Source organism: Corynebacterium sp. KPL4035, from assembly GCF_037908325.1.
Classification (GTDB): Bacteria; Actinomycetota; Actinomycetes; order Mycobacteriales; family Mycobacteriaceae; genus Corynebacterium; species Corynebacterium kefirresidentii.
Genome location: NZ_JBBMGF010000009.1, coordinates 74,682 through 90,575, shown reverse-complemented (window position 1 = coordinate 90,575; position 15,894 = coordinate 74,682). Strand labels below are relative to the sequence as shown.

General features: G+C 56.6%; 14 protein-coding genes and 1 tRNA gene. 7 read left to right on the top strand and 8 right to left on the bottom strand.

Going from position 1 to position 15,894, the window contains the following annotated elements; all coding sequences use genetic code 11:
- Nucleotides 1-35 precede the first annotated feature (35 nt).
- From WMP96_RS09100 to WMP96_RS09090, 3 genes are read left to right on the top strand one after another with little or no spacing between them, the layout of a single operon-like run.
- Nucleotides 36-1,466, top strand: a complete 1,431-nt coding sequence (locus tag WMP96_RS09100; protein ID WP_301715777.1) for an ABC transporter transmembrane domain-containing protein — start codon at nucleotides 36-38, stop codon at nucleotides 1,464-1,466.
- Nucleotides 1,466-3,208, top strand: a complete 1,743-nt coding sequence (locus WMP96_RS09095; protein WP_023021597.1) for an ABC transporter ATP-binding protein — start codon at nucleotides 1,466-1,468, stop codon at nucleotides 3,206-3,208. The genes WMP96_RS09100 and WMP96_RS09095 overlap by 1 nt, the downstream gene beginning before the upstream one ends.
- Complete coding sequence (locus tag WMP96_RS09090; protein WP_023021596.1) at nucleotides 3,205-4,164, top strand: alpha/beta hydrolase family esterase; 960 nt, start codon at nucleotides 3,205-3,207, stop codon at nucleotides 4,162-4,164. Before WMP96_RS09095 ends, WMP96_RS09090 begins: the two co-directional genes overlap by 4 nt.
- Here the strand turns inward: WMP96_RS09090 and WMP96_RS09085 are convergent.
- Nucleotides 4,161-5,420 carry a site-specific DNA-methyltransferase gene (locus WMP96_RS09085; RefSeq protein ID WP_239206083.1) on the bottom strand — a complete coding sequence of 420 codons (1,260 nt, stop codon included), beginning with the start codon at nucleotides 5,418-5,420 and terminating at the stop codon, nucleotides 4,161-4,163. The two genes, WMP96_RS09090 and WMP96_RS09085, sit on opposite strands and share 4 nt — an antisense overlap.
- Before the next feature lie 357 nt (nucleotides 5,421-5,777).
- Between WMP96_RS09085 and WMP96_RS09080 the strand changes: the two genes are divergently transcribed.
- Together WMP96_RS09080 and WMP96_RS09075 are read left to right on the top strand one after the other, a co-directional pair.
- Entirely contained in the window at nucleotides 5,778-5,951 is a 174-nt protein-coding gene (locus WMP96_RS09080; protein WP_023021594.1) for an antitoxin, read from the top strand.
- 205 nt (nucleotides 5,952-6,156) lie between these two features.
- The gene (locus WMP96_RS09075) at nucleotides 6,157-7,539 is read left to right on the top strand and encodes a hypothetical protein (protein WP_340433020.1); all 1,383 of its coding nucleotides are present in this window, start codon (nucleotides 6,157-6,159) and stop codon (nucleotides 7,537-7,539) included.
- Between the two features lie 46 nt (nucleotides 7,540-7,585).
- Here the strand turns inward: WMP96_RS09075 and WMP96_RS09070 are convergent, their stop codons facing one another.
- The 4 genes from WMP96_RS09070 to WMP96_RS09055 form a co-directional block, all read right to left on the bottom strand.
- The gene (locus WMP96_RS09070) at nucleotides 7,586-8,194 is read right to left on the bottom strand and encodes a response regulator transcription factor (protein ID WP_239206079.1); all 609 of its coding nucleotides are present in this window, start codon (nucleotides 8,192-8,194) and stop codon (nucleotides 7,586-7,588) included.
- The gene (locus WMP96_RS09065) at nucleotides 8,187-9,176 is read right to left on the bottom strand and encodes a sensor histidine kinase (RefSeq protein ID WP_340433014.1); all 990 of its coding nucleotides are present in this window, start codon (nucleotides 9,174-9,176) and stop codon (nucleotides 8,187-8,189) included. The genes WMP96_RS09070 and WMP96_RS09065 overlap by 8 nt, the downstream gene beginning before the upstream one ends.
- A gap of 155 nt (nucleotides 9,177-9,331) precedes the next feature.
- Nucleotides 9,332-10,123 (bottom strand): ABC transporter permease, encoded by a 792-nt coding sequence (locus tag WMP96_RS09060; protein ID WP_200287528.1) that lies wholly within the window; start codon nucleotides 10,121-10,123, stop codon nucleotides 9,332-9,334.
- 39 nt (nucleotides 10,124-10,162) lie between these two features.
- Nucleotides 10,163-11,086 carry an ABC transporter ATP-binding protein gene (locus tag WMP96_RS09055; RefSeq protein WP_301715772.1) on the bottom strand — a complete coding sequence of 308 codons (924 nt, stop codon included), beginning with the start codon at nucleotides 11,084-11,086 and terminating at the stop codon, nucleotides 10,163-10,165.
- A gap of 91 nt (nucleotides 11,087-11,177) precedes the next feature.
- Between WMP96_RS09055 and WMP96_RS09050 the strand changes: the two genes are divergently transcribed.
- On the top strand, nucleotides 11,178-11,750 hold the full coding sequence (locus WMP96_RS09050; protein ID WP_023021591.1) for a cadmium resistance transporter: 573 nt from the start codon (nucleotides 11,178-11,180) through the stop codon (nucleotides 11,748-11,750).
- 37 nt (nucleotides 11,751-11,787) lie between these two features.
- On the opposite strand, the gene WMP96_RS09045 is transcribed toward WMP96_RS09050, so the two are convergent.
- The 3 genes from WMP96_RS09045 to WMP96_RS09035 form a co-directional block, all read right to left on the bottom strand.
- Nucleotides 11,788-11,861, bottom strand: a tRNA-Pro gene (locus tag WMP96_RS09045).
- 71 nt (nucleotides 11,862-11,932) lie between these two features.
- On the bottom strand, nucleotides 11,933-12,322 hold the full coding sequence (locus WMP96_RS09040; protein WP_023021590.1) for a YchJ family protein: 390 nt from the start codon (nucleotides 12,320-12,322) through the stop codon (nucleotides 11,933-11,935).
- Nucleotides 12,322-13,473: a bifunctional alpha/beta hydrolase/OsmC family protein gene (locus WMP96_RS09035; protein WP_023021589.1), complete on the bottom strand. Its 1,152-nt coding sequence runs from the start codon at nucleotides 13,471-13,473 to the stop codon at nucleotides 12,322-12,324. The genes WMP96_RS09040 and WMP96_RS09035 overlap by 1 nt, the downstream gene beginning before the upstream one ends.
- 87 nt (nucleotides 13,474-13,560) lie before the next feature.
- On the opposite strand from WMP96_RS09035, the gene secA2 reads away from it, so the two are divergent.
- Nucleotides 13,561-15,852, top strand: a complete 2,292-nt coding sequence (gene secA2 / locus WMP96_RS09030) for an accessory Sec system translocase SecA2 (RefSeq protein WP_340433006.1) — start codon at nucleotides 13,561-13,563, stop codon at nucleotides 15,850-15,852.
- Nucleotides 15,853-15,894 lie beyond the last annotated feature (42 nt).

Sequence of the window (15,894 nt, the reverse complement as noted above, 5' to 3'; positions counted from 1 at the left end):
CTCATCTAACCTACCGCGAATTAGAATGGCTGCCTATGAGGACACTTCCCGCAGCATCAGATCCCAGGTGGCTGCTGAAGACGGTCTTTTCCCGCCCTGCTCTTACTGTGCCGGCAGCGCTATGCATGGTTGTGTCCTTTCTGCTTAACGCCACCACCCCAGTGATAGTGGGCCATGCCATCGATGAAGCCGTGGAGCAGGGATCCATCCACCGGCTGGGGCTATGGCTAGCGGTATTAGTAGCCGCATTCGGTCTTAATGCCCTAGCCGCCTGGTACGGGCGCGGGCTGAATGCCCGAGCCATGTTGGTAATTGGCCACGATGTCCGCATGGCCATCACGGATAGGATTCAAGACCCGCGTGGAATGGCGGGCAAGCCCCGCAGCGCCGGCGAGTTGCTGGCTATTGCCTCCACGGACGCTAGGCGGGTGCAGAATGCGGTGATGATGACGGTATTCCCCGTCGCAGAGATTAGCGCCATTGTGTATGTGGCTATCATGACCAGCCGCATCAATCTACCCTTGGGCATTGCCATTTTGTGTGGCGGCCCGCTCGTGGTGTCGGGCTCGGTGCGCGCGGCACAGCCACTGCGCGCCCGCTCAGGAATCCGCCAGGCGGCGTTGGCCAAAGCCAGTGCAATGGCCACCGATCTGGTGCACGGCATTCGGATACTCAAAGGCTTGGGTGCGGTAGCAACGGTGAGTATGCGCTATGCCCAGGCCTCTGACACTGCCTATGAGCGAACGGTAGACGCCAATGCCTCCCAAGCGCGCCTCAATGCTGCTACGGAGATTTTGGGCTCGGTGTATGTCATTGCGGTGGGCCTTGGGGCAGGTGCGCTGGCAATGCATTCCACTATCAGTGTGGGTGAGCTTATTACGGTTATTGGTCTGACGCAGTTCGTCATCACGCCGATGACGATGTTGGGACGAAATATTGCCTCGCGCTGGGCAGCCGCGCAGGCAAGTGCTGCCCGCATTACAGCCGTCCTTGCTGCTCCCAGCGTGGAAGGCAAGAAACCGCAGCTTCCGGCCCTCGCCCCTGGAGTGAGCGTGGTGGCCGAGCCTGTCCCAGGTGATCTAGTTTTTCTGCCGCGGGAGCGTTTCCTTGTTGCTCCGCACGATACGCTGCTTTTTGAGGGAACCGTGCAGGAGAATATTTCTTCCGATAGCGCGGTTGCCAAACGGGCGCTTTACACGGCCGCGGGGGAAGATATCCCGGGTGGTTTAGATCGCGAGGTGGGGGAGGGCGGCCGGAATCTTTCCGGGGGACAACAGCAGCGCGTGGCGCTAGCACGAGCAATTGCGGCGGACCCTGCGGTCCTTGTTTTAGCCGATCCCACTACCGCCGTGGACTCGGTGACTGAGCAAGTCATTGCGCAGCGGGTAGCACACCACCGCGGTATAAAGCCAACACTCGTTTATACCGCTTCGCCGGCATGGACTGCTATGGGATCGAGGCTATGATGCGGTTTCCTACGGCTTCTTGGCGCCAGGTGCGCGAAGAAATTAGCCGGCAACTTTCCGACGTCCCCGGTTCGCGGCTGCAGGCTGCCGTGGCCCTTGCCTTACTCACCGCGGGCGCAAGCGCCAATGTAGCGATCCCGATCCTGCTGGGAAAGATTGTTGATGCCGTCATCACCAAAAGCGCAATTTCTACTATTGGCCTTTCGTTGATAGTGGTAGCCGTCGTCTCCGCAGTGCTCTCCGCAGCGGGGTTCTTTCTTCTCTCCCGCCTTATAGAGCGGGTGATTTCGGCTTTGCGTGAAGACATGCTGTCTACCGCTTTGCGCTTGCCCACACATCGTGTGGAGGAAGCGGGCACCGGGGATTTGGTCTCTCGCTCTACCGATGATGTAGCAGAGCTCTCGGCAGCGGTCACCGAGACCGCACCAGTGTTGGCCAAATCTGCTTTTGCCATCACCACCACCGGGGTGGCGCTGCTTAGCCTCAATTGGCAATACATACTGGTAATAGTTGCAGTTACGCCGCTATATGTAGTCGCCGCTTGCAGGTACCTGCACCGAGCCCCTGGCCGCTATGCCGACGAGCGTGCGGCCATGGCTGAGCGCGCGCGCAGGCTTCTTGAGGCGATACGAGGGCGAAAGACCGTGCGCGCCTTTGGACTGGAAGGGCAGATGCATGCCGGCATCGAACGTGCCTCCGCGCAAGTGGTAAAGGATGGCTACGCAGCACGTAAAACCATGATGGTTCTACAGCTGTGGATGACTGGCATCGAGCTCACCATGCTGTGCTGTGGTCTTGGGGTGAGTTTTTGGGCGGTGCAAACGGGAGCACTCACGGTTGGCGCCGTAACCTCAGCCATGCTTCTGCTCATCCGTTTGCGGGGCCCACTCATGGGATTGATGCGGGTAATCGACACCGTACAATCCGGCTACGCCTCGCTGTCTCGCATAGTCGGGGTCGTCGTTGACCCGCCGCGGGCGGTGCCGGATTACGGCGCTCCAGCCCCATACGGAGAAGCCGAAATGCGAAATGTGAGTTTTAGCTACGGCAACGGTGGCTGGGCTGTACGAGACATCAGCCTCAATATTCCTGCCGGGCATACGGTGGCTTTAGTCGGAGCCTCCGGCGCGGGTAAGACTACCGTGGCCGCACTTTTGGCTGGCTTGCGGGTTCCTGAGGAAGGAAAGGTCTTGGTCGACGGGGTAGAGGTAGCACTTCTTTCGGACGCTGAGCGTGTGGCGCGATTAGCCATGATCTCCCAAGAGGTACACGTTTTTTCAGGCACCCTCCGCGAGGATCTTTCTTTGGCTGCCCCTCAGGCAAGCGACGCACAGATGCTTCAAGCACTCGACCGGGTGGGCGCACGCTGGTTTGCGCAACTAGACGAGGGCCTAGATACGGTTATCGGCTCACAGGGAGTCCAATTAGATCCTGTGGCGTCCCAACAACTCGCGCTAGCACGAATATTGCTTTTGGACCCGAAAATCGTCATTATGGATGAGGCCACTGCGGAGGCGGGTTCGGTGGGAGCCGAAGCCCTCGAAAAGGCCGCCATCGAAGTCACCCGTGGGCGTTCGGCGTTGGTCGTGGCGCATCGGCTCGACCAAGCAGCACGGGCGGATAGAATCATCGTGATGGATAATGGCCGCGTGGTTGAACAGGGAAGTCACCACGACCTGCTAGATTATGGTGGCCGTTATAAGCACTTATGGGACGCATGGCAGAAGGGAAGACAAGGATGAACGCGAGGTCACTTCGGGCCGTGCTCGGTGCGGTAACTGTGTGTTTCCTTGCCGCTGCTGGCACTTCGTGTTCTAGCGAATCAACAGAGTCCCCGCACGCGGCAGAGACCACCAACACCGTTAACCTAGGAATCCCTACCTCCGCACCCTTGAACGGCCCTGAGCCGGGCTCTTTTAGGACGATCAACCTGCCTTCCGGGCGTTCCTTTATCCTCAGTGTGCCCAAAGACTATTCTGGGGATAAAAAATGGCCTATCGTCCTCGCCTTTCACGGGTGGGGTCAGTCTGCCGAAAACCTCCGTGGTTATTCTCGTCTTGATGCTGCAGATGCCATCATGATTTTCCCAGAAGGCAAGAAAAAGGCGTGGAGCCCCGCTCCATATGCCAAGACCTCGACAACGGAAGATAAGAAGTTTGTGCGGGAAATAATTGATGCGGTCCGCGCTACTTACCATGTCGATGATGGTCGAATTTTTGCCACCGGTATGTCTAATGGCGGCGGATTCGCTGCCTATCTGGCCTGCCAGATGCCCGATACCTTCAAATCCGTTGCCACCGTTTCCGCTGCCTATTATGAAGACATTCTGAAAAACTGTGCGCACTCTCCCGTCGGGCGGCTGGATATGCACGGCACCGTAGACCCTGTGGTGGGCTATTACGGAGGCACTCGCCACAAGACCAAGTACTACTCCGTGGAGTCCGTGCTGGAACAAGACCGCAAACGCAATGGTTGTTCGACCAAGGTCGATACCACCCGCTTGGTCAATAATGCGCTCGATATGAGGTGGAGTGGTTGTACCGCACCGCTCGAACATATCCGTATCGCCGGGGGTTCGCACGTGTGGCCTGGAGGCACGGCGGACGCGCACAACGAGGTAGGTAGGTTCTTCGCTACCGATCGCGTCTTAGATTTCTTCGGAATTCCTGGCCGTCCATCCGGTACCGCACAAACCTAGAACTGCTTAAAGACCTGAAAGGTAGCACCTGGAACCTTGCGCACCCTTTCCATGCAAATATCTGCAACGGTAGAAAAACCAGCGCGGTGAGCCGTGCTACGCGGGGAGGTAGGCTCCGGAATTTGCGCTAGATGGAAAGTCCTGGACCCCCCATCTTCGGCGTTGAGCTCTATAACCGCCTGCGCTGTGGTGCCGGACCCAGCAAAGAAGTCTAAGACGCGAGCATCCTTGCCACCACCAATGGACAGAAGGTGTTTAATCAGGCGTACCGGCTTTGGAAAATCGAAGATGCCCTCTATACCCATTGCTTCCTCCGCATCGCGTCGGCCGGTGCGGGTCACTCCAAAGCGCTCGCCGTCCAGGATCGAACGTGGGCGTGCTCCTACCTTCTGGTAGTTCTTGGTGTAGACAAACCCTCGACGGAAAACCAGCTCATCGTAGAACTGTTCCACCTTGTCGAGGCTCCATCGCCAGCGAGCGACCTTTTTCTTTCCCGCCGGTTGGTCTGGCCAATACTCCTTTCCATCGGGCCCTGAAATAGGAAAATCTAGAGAAGGAAGGTAACCAAGGGTTTTAGAATCTAGGCGTACCAAGGAGTATTTTCCCTTGTCATCCTCATGGTTATATTTAGTGGAGGTATGACCTTGGATATCGATATTGAAACCGGGGTTGTCTGGAGTTCGGGCATAACACAGGATGTATTCGTGCTCTACCACGGCGTATTTTGCATCATTTTTGCCAGTACCGGCCTTCTTCCAAATCAATTGGCCGGCAAAGCATCCCTCGCCAAAAACCTCATCGAGAACCTTGCGGGTATTGGCTACCTCGTCTTCGCCAATGGAGACGAAGATGAACCCCTCAGGGGACAGTACTTCACGAGCCAAAATTAACCGGGGGAGCATCATCGACAGCCATTCCGAGTGCCATTCCGCATAGCTACCTGAACGCATCTGGCGACGTAAACGATAGTTATCGCGGTAGACGAAGTCTTTGCCCGTGTTATAAGGGGGATCGATATATATGACGTCGAAGACTTCCCGGCGGGCGGCTAGCTCTTTTAAGACTGGAAGGTTATCTGCGGCAAAAATCCTATTGAGGGAGTCACCCGGTGTACTAAGAGCAGAATCGAGCGGGAAATTCCGCGCCAAGGGCGTATGTGCGGCTTCTCGGGCTGCGTCTTTGCCTGGCCAAACTAAGCCAAAAAATTCCCCGCCCGTATCCGGGTGTGATGGGCGCGGTGGGTTAGCAGTAGCCATGGTGCAAAGCCTTTGTCAGGGGAGGAAACGTCAATATCGTCTAACGCTAGCATTCGCAAGAATCTGGGCATTTGGTATTAGCCAAAATGCTGCCGCTGCCTAATAGCATGGGGCTTTGGAGTGCGGCTAAGCCAGTGGCCTGACATGGTCGTCAGGCTGTGGGGCCTCCATTTGTCATTCTGAGAAGAACTCCGTTACAGAGCGGAATTGCTTTTGGTTTAGCGGAAAAGAATATTTGGTCTAGTGACTCAATCGCTCGATTTGGTGGCATGGAGCTAGAAGTATCGGTACGTTGGGATGTGTCGCCGGACACGGCAATAATTAGACAAAGCTAGAACTAGAAGAAAGGATAACCACATGGGTATCTTCGATAAGGCCAAGGATGCACTGAACTCCGACAAGGGCGAAGAGTTCACCGATAAGGGCTTGGACAAGGCTGCTGACGCAGCTAAGGGCAAGCTGGGCGAGGACAAGGCAGACCAGATCGACAAGGCTCGCGACGCTGCTGATGGCAAGCTCGGCAACGAGTAAATAGCGTTCGCCTGCTAGACGGGTGAACAGTTAGTTTTTATTTTGGCCCCCAACCCGTCAGGGTTGGGGCCAAAATTGTATCGGGCTTGAACGCAGTGATCTGCAATAGGTCTATCCCAGTGATGTCACCTTTTTGTGGGTGAATTGAGCTATAAAATGGGCGGACCGGGCTGAATTTTTGCAGGAAATCGCTAGGATTATTTGTGTGAACAATCCTGAAGGCTCCGTCTCCCACGCGGGCTCCGCTAAGCAGCGCTTGCTGGAGCAGAGTGCTCGTATCCTGGCCAAGGGTGGGCGCGACGCTTTACAGGTTTGTGCTGTCGCGGAGCAAATCGATGTGCCAGTCGATGAAGCTAAGTCCTTTTTTGAAGACGACCACGACCTATATATTCAAACCAGCCGATTCCTGGATGAAAGAATCCGTGTGGCAGCGTTTAAGGCACTAGATAGGTTGCCGGATGATGCTGCGGCTATTGAGAAACTTCGTGAAGTAGCCAAGGTTTACTTTAACTTAGCTATTGAAAACCCGACCTATTTCGCTGCTTATAATAACTGTCAGACGGCGACGAGCTTTCCCAACTTTGAAGACGGCATTGAGCAGGCGGAAAGCTTCGACGCATTTCCTCCCATCTTCCGCTGGGTACTCGAGCACATGCGGGATGCGGCAGTTGCCGCACGGGGCGAGTTTAAGCACCGGCTGGTAGTTATCCAGTCGCTCTCTTTCTTGTGTGAGCTGCAGGGAATTACCCACTTGGCCACGTTTGGAATTATGCGACACCTTTCGCCGACGGCGAAGAAGCAGACCTTTAATGCTTGTCTTGAGACGTTGTTTTCCGGCTTGGAAATTTGCTTGCGCGACGGGCAGATAGCCCCCTTCGAACCAGAGGCGCTTTCTGGGGAACCGCTGGTCCCGTTTACTACTGCTGCAAAGGACATGCCAAAGTGCACGGCGGAGGAAAAGTGCGCAGCCATTTTCCGAGGTGCGGCGGAAGAAATCGTCTACAATGGGCTTCCTAATCTGCATCTGGGCTCAGCAGCTGCACGGGCGGGCGTAGATCTGCCAGATGCCGAGCATCTCTTTGACGGCGATTCTCACCTGTTGCGTGCTTTGGAAGAATCCTTGGATGAAGCTAATACGCTGGCAATCATGCGCCAAAACCAGGTTCTGCCTGAAGGCTCCCACGGACTTGCTTATATCAAGGCAACCGGCTTTGGGTACTTGGAATATGCGCTTGAGGATCCCATTGGGTTTGTTGCCCTCATTGAGGTCTCTAGCCGCTCAATCGTCCCCGTTTCTTTCGACGAGACCGGCGAAACTGAGCAACCATTTGATATGGGCAAGGCATTTACCTTCATCATGAATTTGGTGCGAGATGCAATTTCTGAGTCTAATGGACCACGTTCGCCGTGGATTCTTTTTACCCAGATTGCAGCTTTGTGGGCTTCCATCCACGGCCTCTCGCAGCTAAGTACCGTAGGGGCCTTGCGCTATCACTCGGCTAATTTCTACTTCAACCTGGCTTCTAAGGTGATGGATATAATCCTTCAGGGCATGGTCAATGTGCTCGAGCTAAAAAGGCCCGATTAGGCATATACAAGCAACAGGGGGATTTCAGCACCGGGGCCGCGTTTTATTAAAGCCAACCTTGTGCTTGCGCAATGGTCGCTGCCTCAAAGCGATTTTCAGCCGCGGTTTTAGCGATGAGCGAAGATACAATATTGCGTACCGTGCCATTGCTCAGGTGTACCTTGCGGGCGATCTGGTGAGTTCCGCTACCTTGCAAGACAAATTTTGCGACTTCCTGTTCGCGTGTGTTCAGTGGATTTTCCTGAATGAAAATGGTCTCTTGGGCGAGTGCTGGGTCAATGACCTTGAGCCCGGAGTGCACCCGCCGAATGTCTTCGGCTAGTTTTTCTGGCGGGGTATCTTTGACTACGAACCCGGAAACTCCGGTCTCCAGCGCCCGTTTCACGTAGCCACCGCGGCCGAAGGTAGTGACTATGAGGCTGCGGCAGCCCGTGCCTTGCAGTTCAGCGGCGGCATCTAGCCCGTTCTTGCCGGGCATTTCAATATCCAGCAGAGCAACATCGACGCTATGCTTGGCGACGAGCCCCGCAACCTCCGCACCCGTTGCACACTGTGCCACAACGCTAATGTCTGGCTCTGTTTCCAAGAGAGCAACTAGCGCGCCTCGCACCAATGATTGGTCCTCAGCAATGAGAACTCGAATGGTTTCAGGCATCGCCTACACCTCCGTCGGTGCTAAGAGGAAGAAAGTCGTTGTCTCCGTCCATAGTAACCAAGGCGAGCGTGCAGTCATTGCGGCGCGTAAAAAGCAGCTGCCCGCCAGCTTTTGTCACGCGTTTGCGCAGACCACTAAGCCCTCCTTGGGGACGGAACAGGCTTTCTTCTGCACCGAATCCGCAGCCGTCGTCTGCTACCTGCAGTTGGTGGTCTGTCACTTGGACCCAGCAGTGGGTGGCACCGGAGTGTCGGACCACGTTGGTGGTCAATTCGCGCAGAGCCCAGGAAAATTCGGCGTCATAAAGGCCAGAGGCCTTAGTAGCCGAAGGCAAATAGGGCGTAATACCCGCGGTTTCGAGCGCCCTCCGGGCGGCGTGGATTTCGCCTTCAAAGGTGGGCATGCGCATCCGAGTCACTGTGGAGCGGACTTCCGCCAGACCTCGGCGAGAAAGCTCACTTACCTCTTGCAGTTCCTGACTTGCCCGCTGTGGATCCGTATCTATTAGCCGGCGCGCCAGCTCGGACTTAAGATTAATCACGGTAAGAGAGTGCCCCAAGAGATCGTGAACATCGGTAGCAATATCCTCGCGCTGGCGTGCCAGCTCCAATCGGCGTTCTAGCTCTGCGCGACTATCTTGACGCTGGGAAAAGGTGCCGAGCAGCACTAAAAATATTGGCCAAGCGAAAAGGACGATGAGGACCCAGCCGATATTTTTGGGCGTAAGGTACCAAGTGGCAGCAGCCACCACAGCCCCTGTAAGAAGGGTGAACGCTAAGCTGTGGCGCAAAGGAAGGTTAAAGCCGAGCAACGCCGCCAAGTACGGCGCAAAAATGACGGCAATGCTCCCGAAGAAGACAGTCGACAATACCGCGATGGCTGCAAGTGTAAACCAATACAGCCCGATTCGCTGCTCTACCCGCCATCCGCGGGGGTAGTAGCCTCCAGCGCCGAAAGCGAAGAAATAGACAAGACCGAACACTAGAGCGCACGAAAGGGCCCCGATTTGATTAGTGAGGGTCATCCCCGGCGCGGCAAAAGTGCTCCCCAGTCCGGGAATGAGAAAGACAAACCACACACTGGCAAAAAGCGCACTTTTGAGACTGAAACCGCGGAATGGCTCTCGGAGAGATGACATCAGCGCCGAGCTTTGTCGCGGGAGCGTAGCAGGAGACACGCGGTCAGGAAGATTGTCGTCCATACCGTGAAGTTTAGCCACGCCATCCACAACGGGTGCGTAATCGTGCCTTCATCCCCGTTGAGAAACTGGCTTCCTTCTGCCAGAGGCCACTGGGCTAGTACAGCTGGACCGAAAAGGGGAGTGAAGCGGCCCCACTCCATTAGCGGCTTGGTCAGCGGTGTGAACACATTCGCCGCGAAAAGAAAAAGAACAACAGACGTCGAGGCGATTGCGACGGAGTTGTCGGTGGGCAACGCCATTGCCCACACCAAGCCATAAAAGCCCAAGGGAATGGAAACTAGGAGGCAGGAAATGAAGCTTAAGATCCACTGGTGTGGCTGCATTTCCGCATGTGTAGCGGCGCCAGTCAAATATACTGCCGTAATGGGTAGCAGGGCTTGAAAGCCGATGGATATGAGGTTTGCCCATAGCAGCTGGCGTGAGCGTAATGGAGTAAGCGCTAGTTGGCGTGCCCACCCAGTCTTGGCATCGGTGACGGCGGAGCCAGCGGCTGCAACGGAACCAGCGACGCCGCCGTAGAGTGCCATGCTGATCATTTCTAAGGCAGCATAATTACCTCCTTTAAAGGGGGTATCGCCAAAGTCCATCATGGCGCCGAAGAGGAGATAGAAAAACACCGGCAAAATGGTGCTGAAAAATATCGGGGTGAAGTTTCGACGCAGGCGCAGCAGGTTATGGGCAGCAAACCGCAGGGTTCGTGCAGTGGTGGTTGCAGGTTTAATCGTCATGGGAGATTCCTTGTGTAAAGGTTTACTGGAAGTGGCTGGTTAAGGTTGGGGCGCAGTCATCGCTAAAAATGCGTCCTCTAAGGAGCGGTTCCGAATTGTGATGTCGCGCGCCGAGGTGTGGTTAAGGAAGTATCTTGCAAGCGCATCAGAGTCACTGGTTACCATGCGGGCGTAGTCGCCAGACTGGGAAATCTCGGCAGAAATCGGTAGCTCGTCTGTAGAGGGGACTGGCCCTGCGAACTTCGCCTCGACAATGCGCTGGGCCGACTGCTCGCGAAAATCCTGGGCGCTTACATCCGCACGTAGTTTGCCTTCATGAAGGAGAATAATCCTTTGCGCAAAATTGTCCGCCTCCTCCAGATAGTGGGTGGCAAAGACAATAGTTCGTCCCATCTCTGCCTGGCGGCGCATGGTGGTCCAGAATTCGTGGCGAGCATTAGCATCCATTCCTGCAGTAGGCTCATCGAGCAAGAGAACGTGGGGATTGCCTAAAAGCGCGAGGGCGAAGCGTACACGCTGTTGTTCGCCACCAGAACATTTGCCCACCTTTCGGTGAAGGATCCGTGTGAGGTCGGCTTGTGCGGCTATATCCCCGACTGGCAGTGGATGTGGAAAGGTGGCGGACATCATCTGCAGGGTGTCAAGGACTGTGAGCTCGGGTAGGAGGCCGCCGGTTTGCAGTACGGCACCGATTTCTGAGCCTTGGACGGCGGCCCGTGGGGTGCGGCCAAGCACGGCAATGTTGCCTGCGGTGGGGGTGGTGAGCCCTAGGATGAGGTCAAAGAGGGTGGTTTTACCTGCACCATTGGTGCCTAGGAGCCCTACGATCTCGCCTTGGGAGATACTAAATGAAACCTCGCTCAGCGCACGGACTGGCTCTGAGCCCCTCGTGGTGAAAGTTTTACTCACTCCGGAAACTTTTATGGCTGGTGTGTGTTTAGCCCTTAGGTCTGTCGTGCTCATACCTGAAAAGTATCCGGGGCCAGCCAGAATAGTGAATAGGATCTGTCATGAAATTTTCATGACAAGTGTCATGGTGCGATAGGCTGGGTGAGTGCTTACTACTCTCGCAGCGGCCGCTGGGCTATTTGTGGCCACCAATATCGATGACATTGTAGTGTTGTCCCTCTTCTTTGCCCGTGGTGCTGGGCACAAGGGTACAACTGCCGCAATTTTGACGGGCCAGTATCTCGGTTTCCTCGGCATACTGGTGGCCTCTTCCGTTGTCGGATTGGGCTTCAACGCCGTTATACCGACCGATCTCATTCGCTACTTTGGCCTCATCCCGTTGTTATTGGGCCTGTGGGCGGCGTGGCAAGCATTCCGAGGTGAGGATGACGATGAGGATATTTCCGGCAAAAAGCTGAGCACGCTGGCGGTCGCCGGAGTCACTTTTGCCAATGGAGGGGACAATATCGGCGTATACGTGCCCGTTTTTACTACCTCTACGCCGGCCGAAGTAGCAGTTTATTGTGCCGTCTTTCTTGCGCTTGTAGCCCCACTTGTTTGGGCGGCGCGGTTTGTGGCAACCCGGCCAGGAATCGCCGAAGCGCTGGAGAAGTGGGAGAGTGTGCTCTTTCCCGTGGTGCTCATTGCGCTGGGAATCGCGATTTTGCTTGCAGTATAAGAAAAACCAGCACCGTGTAGGTGCTGGCTGCTTTTTGTCGGGCTAACAGGATTTGAACCTGCGACCCCTACACCCCCAGTGTAGTGCGCTACCAAACTGCGCCATAGCCCGCCGTCGCACTGTGCGACTCATCTAGATTACATCAGTAGGATTCTACTGTGAAATTTGGGGTGTAACCTGCGTTAAAGCTCGCCGGTGGAATACACCCACGTACCGTCGAAGCGGCGGAACGAGGAACGTTCGCGCTGCGAACCGACAGCTGCTCCCTTATAAAACGCCTCAAATTCCACTACGCCGGAACTATCCATAAGGCCGCCGCCTTGGGTATCTAGGATATCGAGGCGGTAGAACCTAATGGGGGAGTCTGCCAAGTCGAGGGCCTCAGGTCGAGTGACAGGATCCCACGTGCGCAGCAAGTACTCCTCGTCGCCGGTAACAAAAGCGCTAAACCGGGAGCGCATGAGCGCTTCTGCGGTGGGCGCATTGCTACCGGCATGGTACTTGCCGCAGCACTCGCCGTAGGAAAGGCCGGTGCCACAAGGACAGCGGCGCGAGGAGTCATAAGCAGGCATTAGTGTGCGTCCACGATGGTGACGTTGCCTAGCATGCGCTCGACATCAGTATCCTTCGCGGCAGAGTGCAAAATTGATACCTCTTCCGCTGAGAGGTTACCGGCGAGTTCGATACGGCGCTCGAAGCTGGCAGGGCCGGTTTGGATGATGCTCACATGGACGTCGTCAAGCGCGAGCTTTTTGCCGGCCTCCTTGATCGCTTGGGTCGACGCCGCGGCGAGGGCAGACATAAGAAGGCCCTCGGCGGTAAAGCCCTTGCCCTTGCCGCCGTTCTTTTTAGTGCGGTCGGCGCTAAGGCTATGGTCATTGTGGCGCACGACCACGCCGAATTTGGTGCCGGTAGCCGGCTGCGCAACAGCGGCGTCGGTACCTACTTCTTCCGGCGTGTAATCGGGAACGATAAATTGCTCGGCCCATGCCCCGATGAGGTCCGCTGCACGAGCGGCCGTACCTTGCTTGGTGAGCAGGTGGTCGGCCTTGTCGAGGGAGACCAAGGACTTGGGGTAGCGCGTGAGGAGGAAGATATTCTGCGCATTATCGATACCGACGGTTTGGTCGATGGGAGAGTGCAACACCATCAAAGGCTTGCGTAGCTTAGGCAGATATTCCTCGGGGTTGGTATCTGCCAAGTCCTCCAAGAACTTGCGGGAGATGATGAGCCCGCGGCCGCCGAGGACGACTTCTACTTCACCATTGGCGTCGACCTCGCCAATCTTATCCGCGTAGTGAAGCACGGAGTGGGCTGGATCAAACGGGGCGCCGAGGGTAGCTACCGCTTTGAGGGACTTCATGGTCGTAGCTGCCTTCAAAGCGGCGGCTCCGCCCAGCGAGTGGCCCATCAGCAATTGGGGTGCAGAATAGTGTTCCGTCAGCCACGCGGCTGCGGCGTGGATGTCATCGACGTTTTGGCTAAAGGTAGTATCGCCGAATTCACCGGCGGACTGGCCCAGGCCGGGAAAATCAAAGCGCAGCGTGGCGATGCCGAACTCGGTGAGCTGCTTCGCGGTGCGGGCGGCACCAGGGGTATGGCGGGAGCCGGCGAAGCAATGAGCAAAGATGGCGTAGGCGATCGGGGGAGAATCCGGGAAGTCGATGGTTCCAGCCATCTCAGTACCCCGGCTCGAAGGCAGCTTTACATTGACGGATTGCATGAGAACTAGAATAACGGGCCTCTTTCCCGCAAGCCATACGAGGTTGACTACAGTCGATAGGAGCAATCCATTTAAGGAGGATGAGTCATGGGCGCGTTTGATTGGTTCTGGAAGGCAATGGGCTCGCAAAGCGAGCGTAATAATAAGAAATCCAAGGCCATCGTGGGTTCGGCAGACGAAGCTGCCCGGACATTGAGCCAGCACGATGACGCAGCTGTGGCCCAGGCCGCGCGCGATGCCGTTCAGTCCGGTGAGATAGTGGACAAGGCGCAGTTCCTCGCGGCCCTGGCAGTGGCCTGCGAACGCACCCTGGGCATGAACCCCTTTAACGTGCAATCACAAGCGGTCCTGCGCCTACTCACCGGAGACGTCATCCAGATGGCCACCGGTGAAGGCAAGACACTGGTGGGTGCCATGGCTGCCACCGGCTTTGCGCTGACCGGAAAGCGCGTCCATGTAGTTACCGTCAATAACTATCTTGCTGCTCGCGACGCCGAATGGATGCGCCCCGTAGTGGAGTTCTTTGGCCTGAGCGTTGCCTCGGTAACAGAGGGCATGACTCCGGACGAGCGCCGCGTTGCCTACGCACAGGATATTATCTATGCGCCCGTGAACGAGCTAGGCTTCGACCTGCTGCGCGATAACCAGATCACTGACCGTTCCCACACCGTGCAGGCCACCGGGGATGTTGCCTTGGTGGACGAAGCCGACTCCGTCTTGGTAGATGAGGCCCTTGTGCCGCTGGTACTTGCCGGAAACCGACCGGGCGAAGCACCCACCGGACATATCACCAATGTGGTTTCCCACCTGCGCGAAAAGCTGGACTACATCATCTCTGAGGACGGCCGCACCGTTCAATTGACCGAAGATGGTGCGCGCCGTGTGGAGCAAGAATTGGGCATTGATTCGCTCTATTCCGAGGAGAATATCGGCACCATTTTGGTGAAGGTTAACCTTGCCCTGCATGCCAAAGCGCTGCTTATCCGAGACATTCACTACATTGTGGTTGACGGCAAGCTGCAGCTTATCGATGCCTCGCGGGGCCGCGTTGCCGACCTGCAGCGCTGGCCCGATGGCCTGCAAGCGGCGGTAGAGGCCAAGGAAGGCCTGGAAGTCTCTGAAGGTGGGCGCATTCTCGATACCATCACCCTGCAAGAACTTATGCGGCGCTACCCACTGGTGTGCGGGATGACGGGCACCGCGGTGGAGGCAACCGATCAGCTGCGCCAGTTCTACGGTCTGCACGTCTCTGTTATTGACCGCAATAAGCCGCTGCAGCGGTTTGATGAACAAGACCGTATCTTTGCGACGGTCGAGGATAAATCTGCCGCTATCGTGGAAGAAATCGCCGCCATCCACGCCACGGGACAACCCATCCTGGTGGGCACGCAGGATGTCGCCGAATCGGAGGATCTGGCAGATGCACTGGGCAAGCGGGGCATTGAGGTTAATGTCCTCAACGCCAAAAATGATGAGCAAGAGGCGCGGATAGTCGCCGAGGCCGGAGATATCGGGCGCGTTACCGTTTCTACCCAGATGGCCGGTCGTGGTACTGATATCAAGTTGGGCGGCGCTAGTGAGGCCGACCATGACGCAGTAGCGGAACGTGGCGGCCTTGCGGTCATCGGTACCTCGCGGCACCGCACCGCCCGCTTGGACAACCAGCTGCGCGGCCGTGCGGGCCGGCAAGGAGATCCGGGGCTTTCCCTCTTCTTTGTCTCCTTGGAAGATGACGTGGTTCAGCAAGGCGGCGACGGCGAAACTGTCCGCGCCCAACCGGCGGAGGACGGACGTATCGAGTCCAAACGTGTCAGTGACTTTGTAGCGCACTGCCAGCGCGTGACCGAGGGGCAATTGCTCGAGATCCATGCCCAGACGTGGAAGTACAATCAGCTTTTAGCTGATCAACGCATCATCATTGATGAACGCCGAGCCAAGCTTTTGGATACCGATCAAGCCTGGCAGGAGCTTTCCCAACGCGCCTCAGAGCGCGCAGCAGAGCTCGCGGAGGTTCCTGAAGAAGCTCGCATCAAGGCTGCACGCGAAATCATGCTCTATCACTTGGACCTTGCATGGGCCGACCATCTGGAGCTCATGGACGATGTCCGTGAGTCCATTCACTTGCGCGCTATCGCCCGCGAGACGCCGATCGATGAATACCACCGCATCGCGGTAAGGGAGTTTAAGGACTTGGCCCAGCGGGCCGTCGAAAAGTCGGTGGAAACCTTCCGCACAGTGCTTATCGACGCCGCCGGGGCGCACCTTGATGACGCCGGCCTAGCCCGCCCGAGTGCTACGTGGACCTACATGGTTTCCGATAACCCCCTTGCGGGCAAGGGAAATTCCGTGCTGCGCGGTATCGGAAACATTTTCCGGTGAAATAAATCTCCACCAAAGGGTCGCGGACCCAAATAAGTCGCT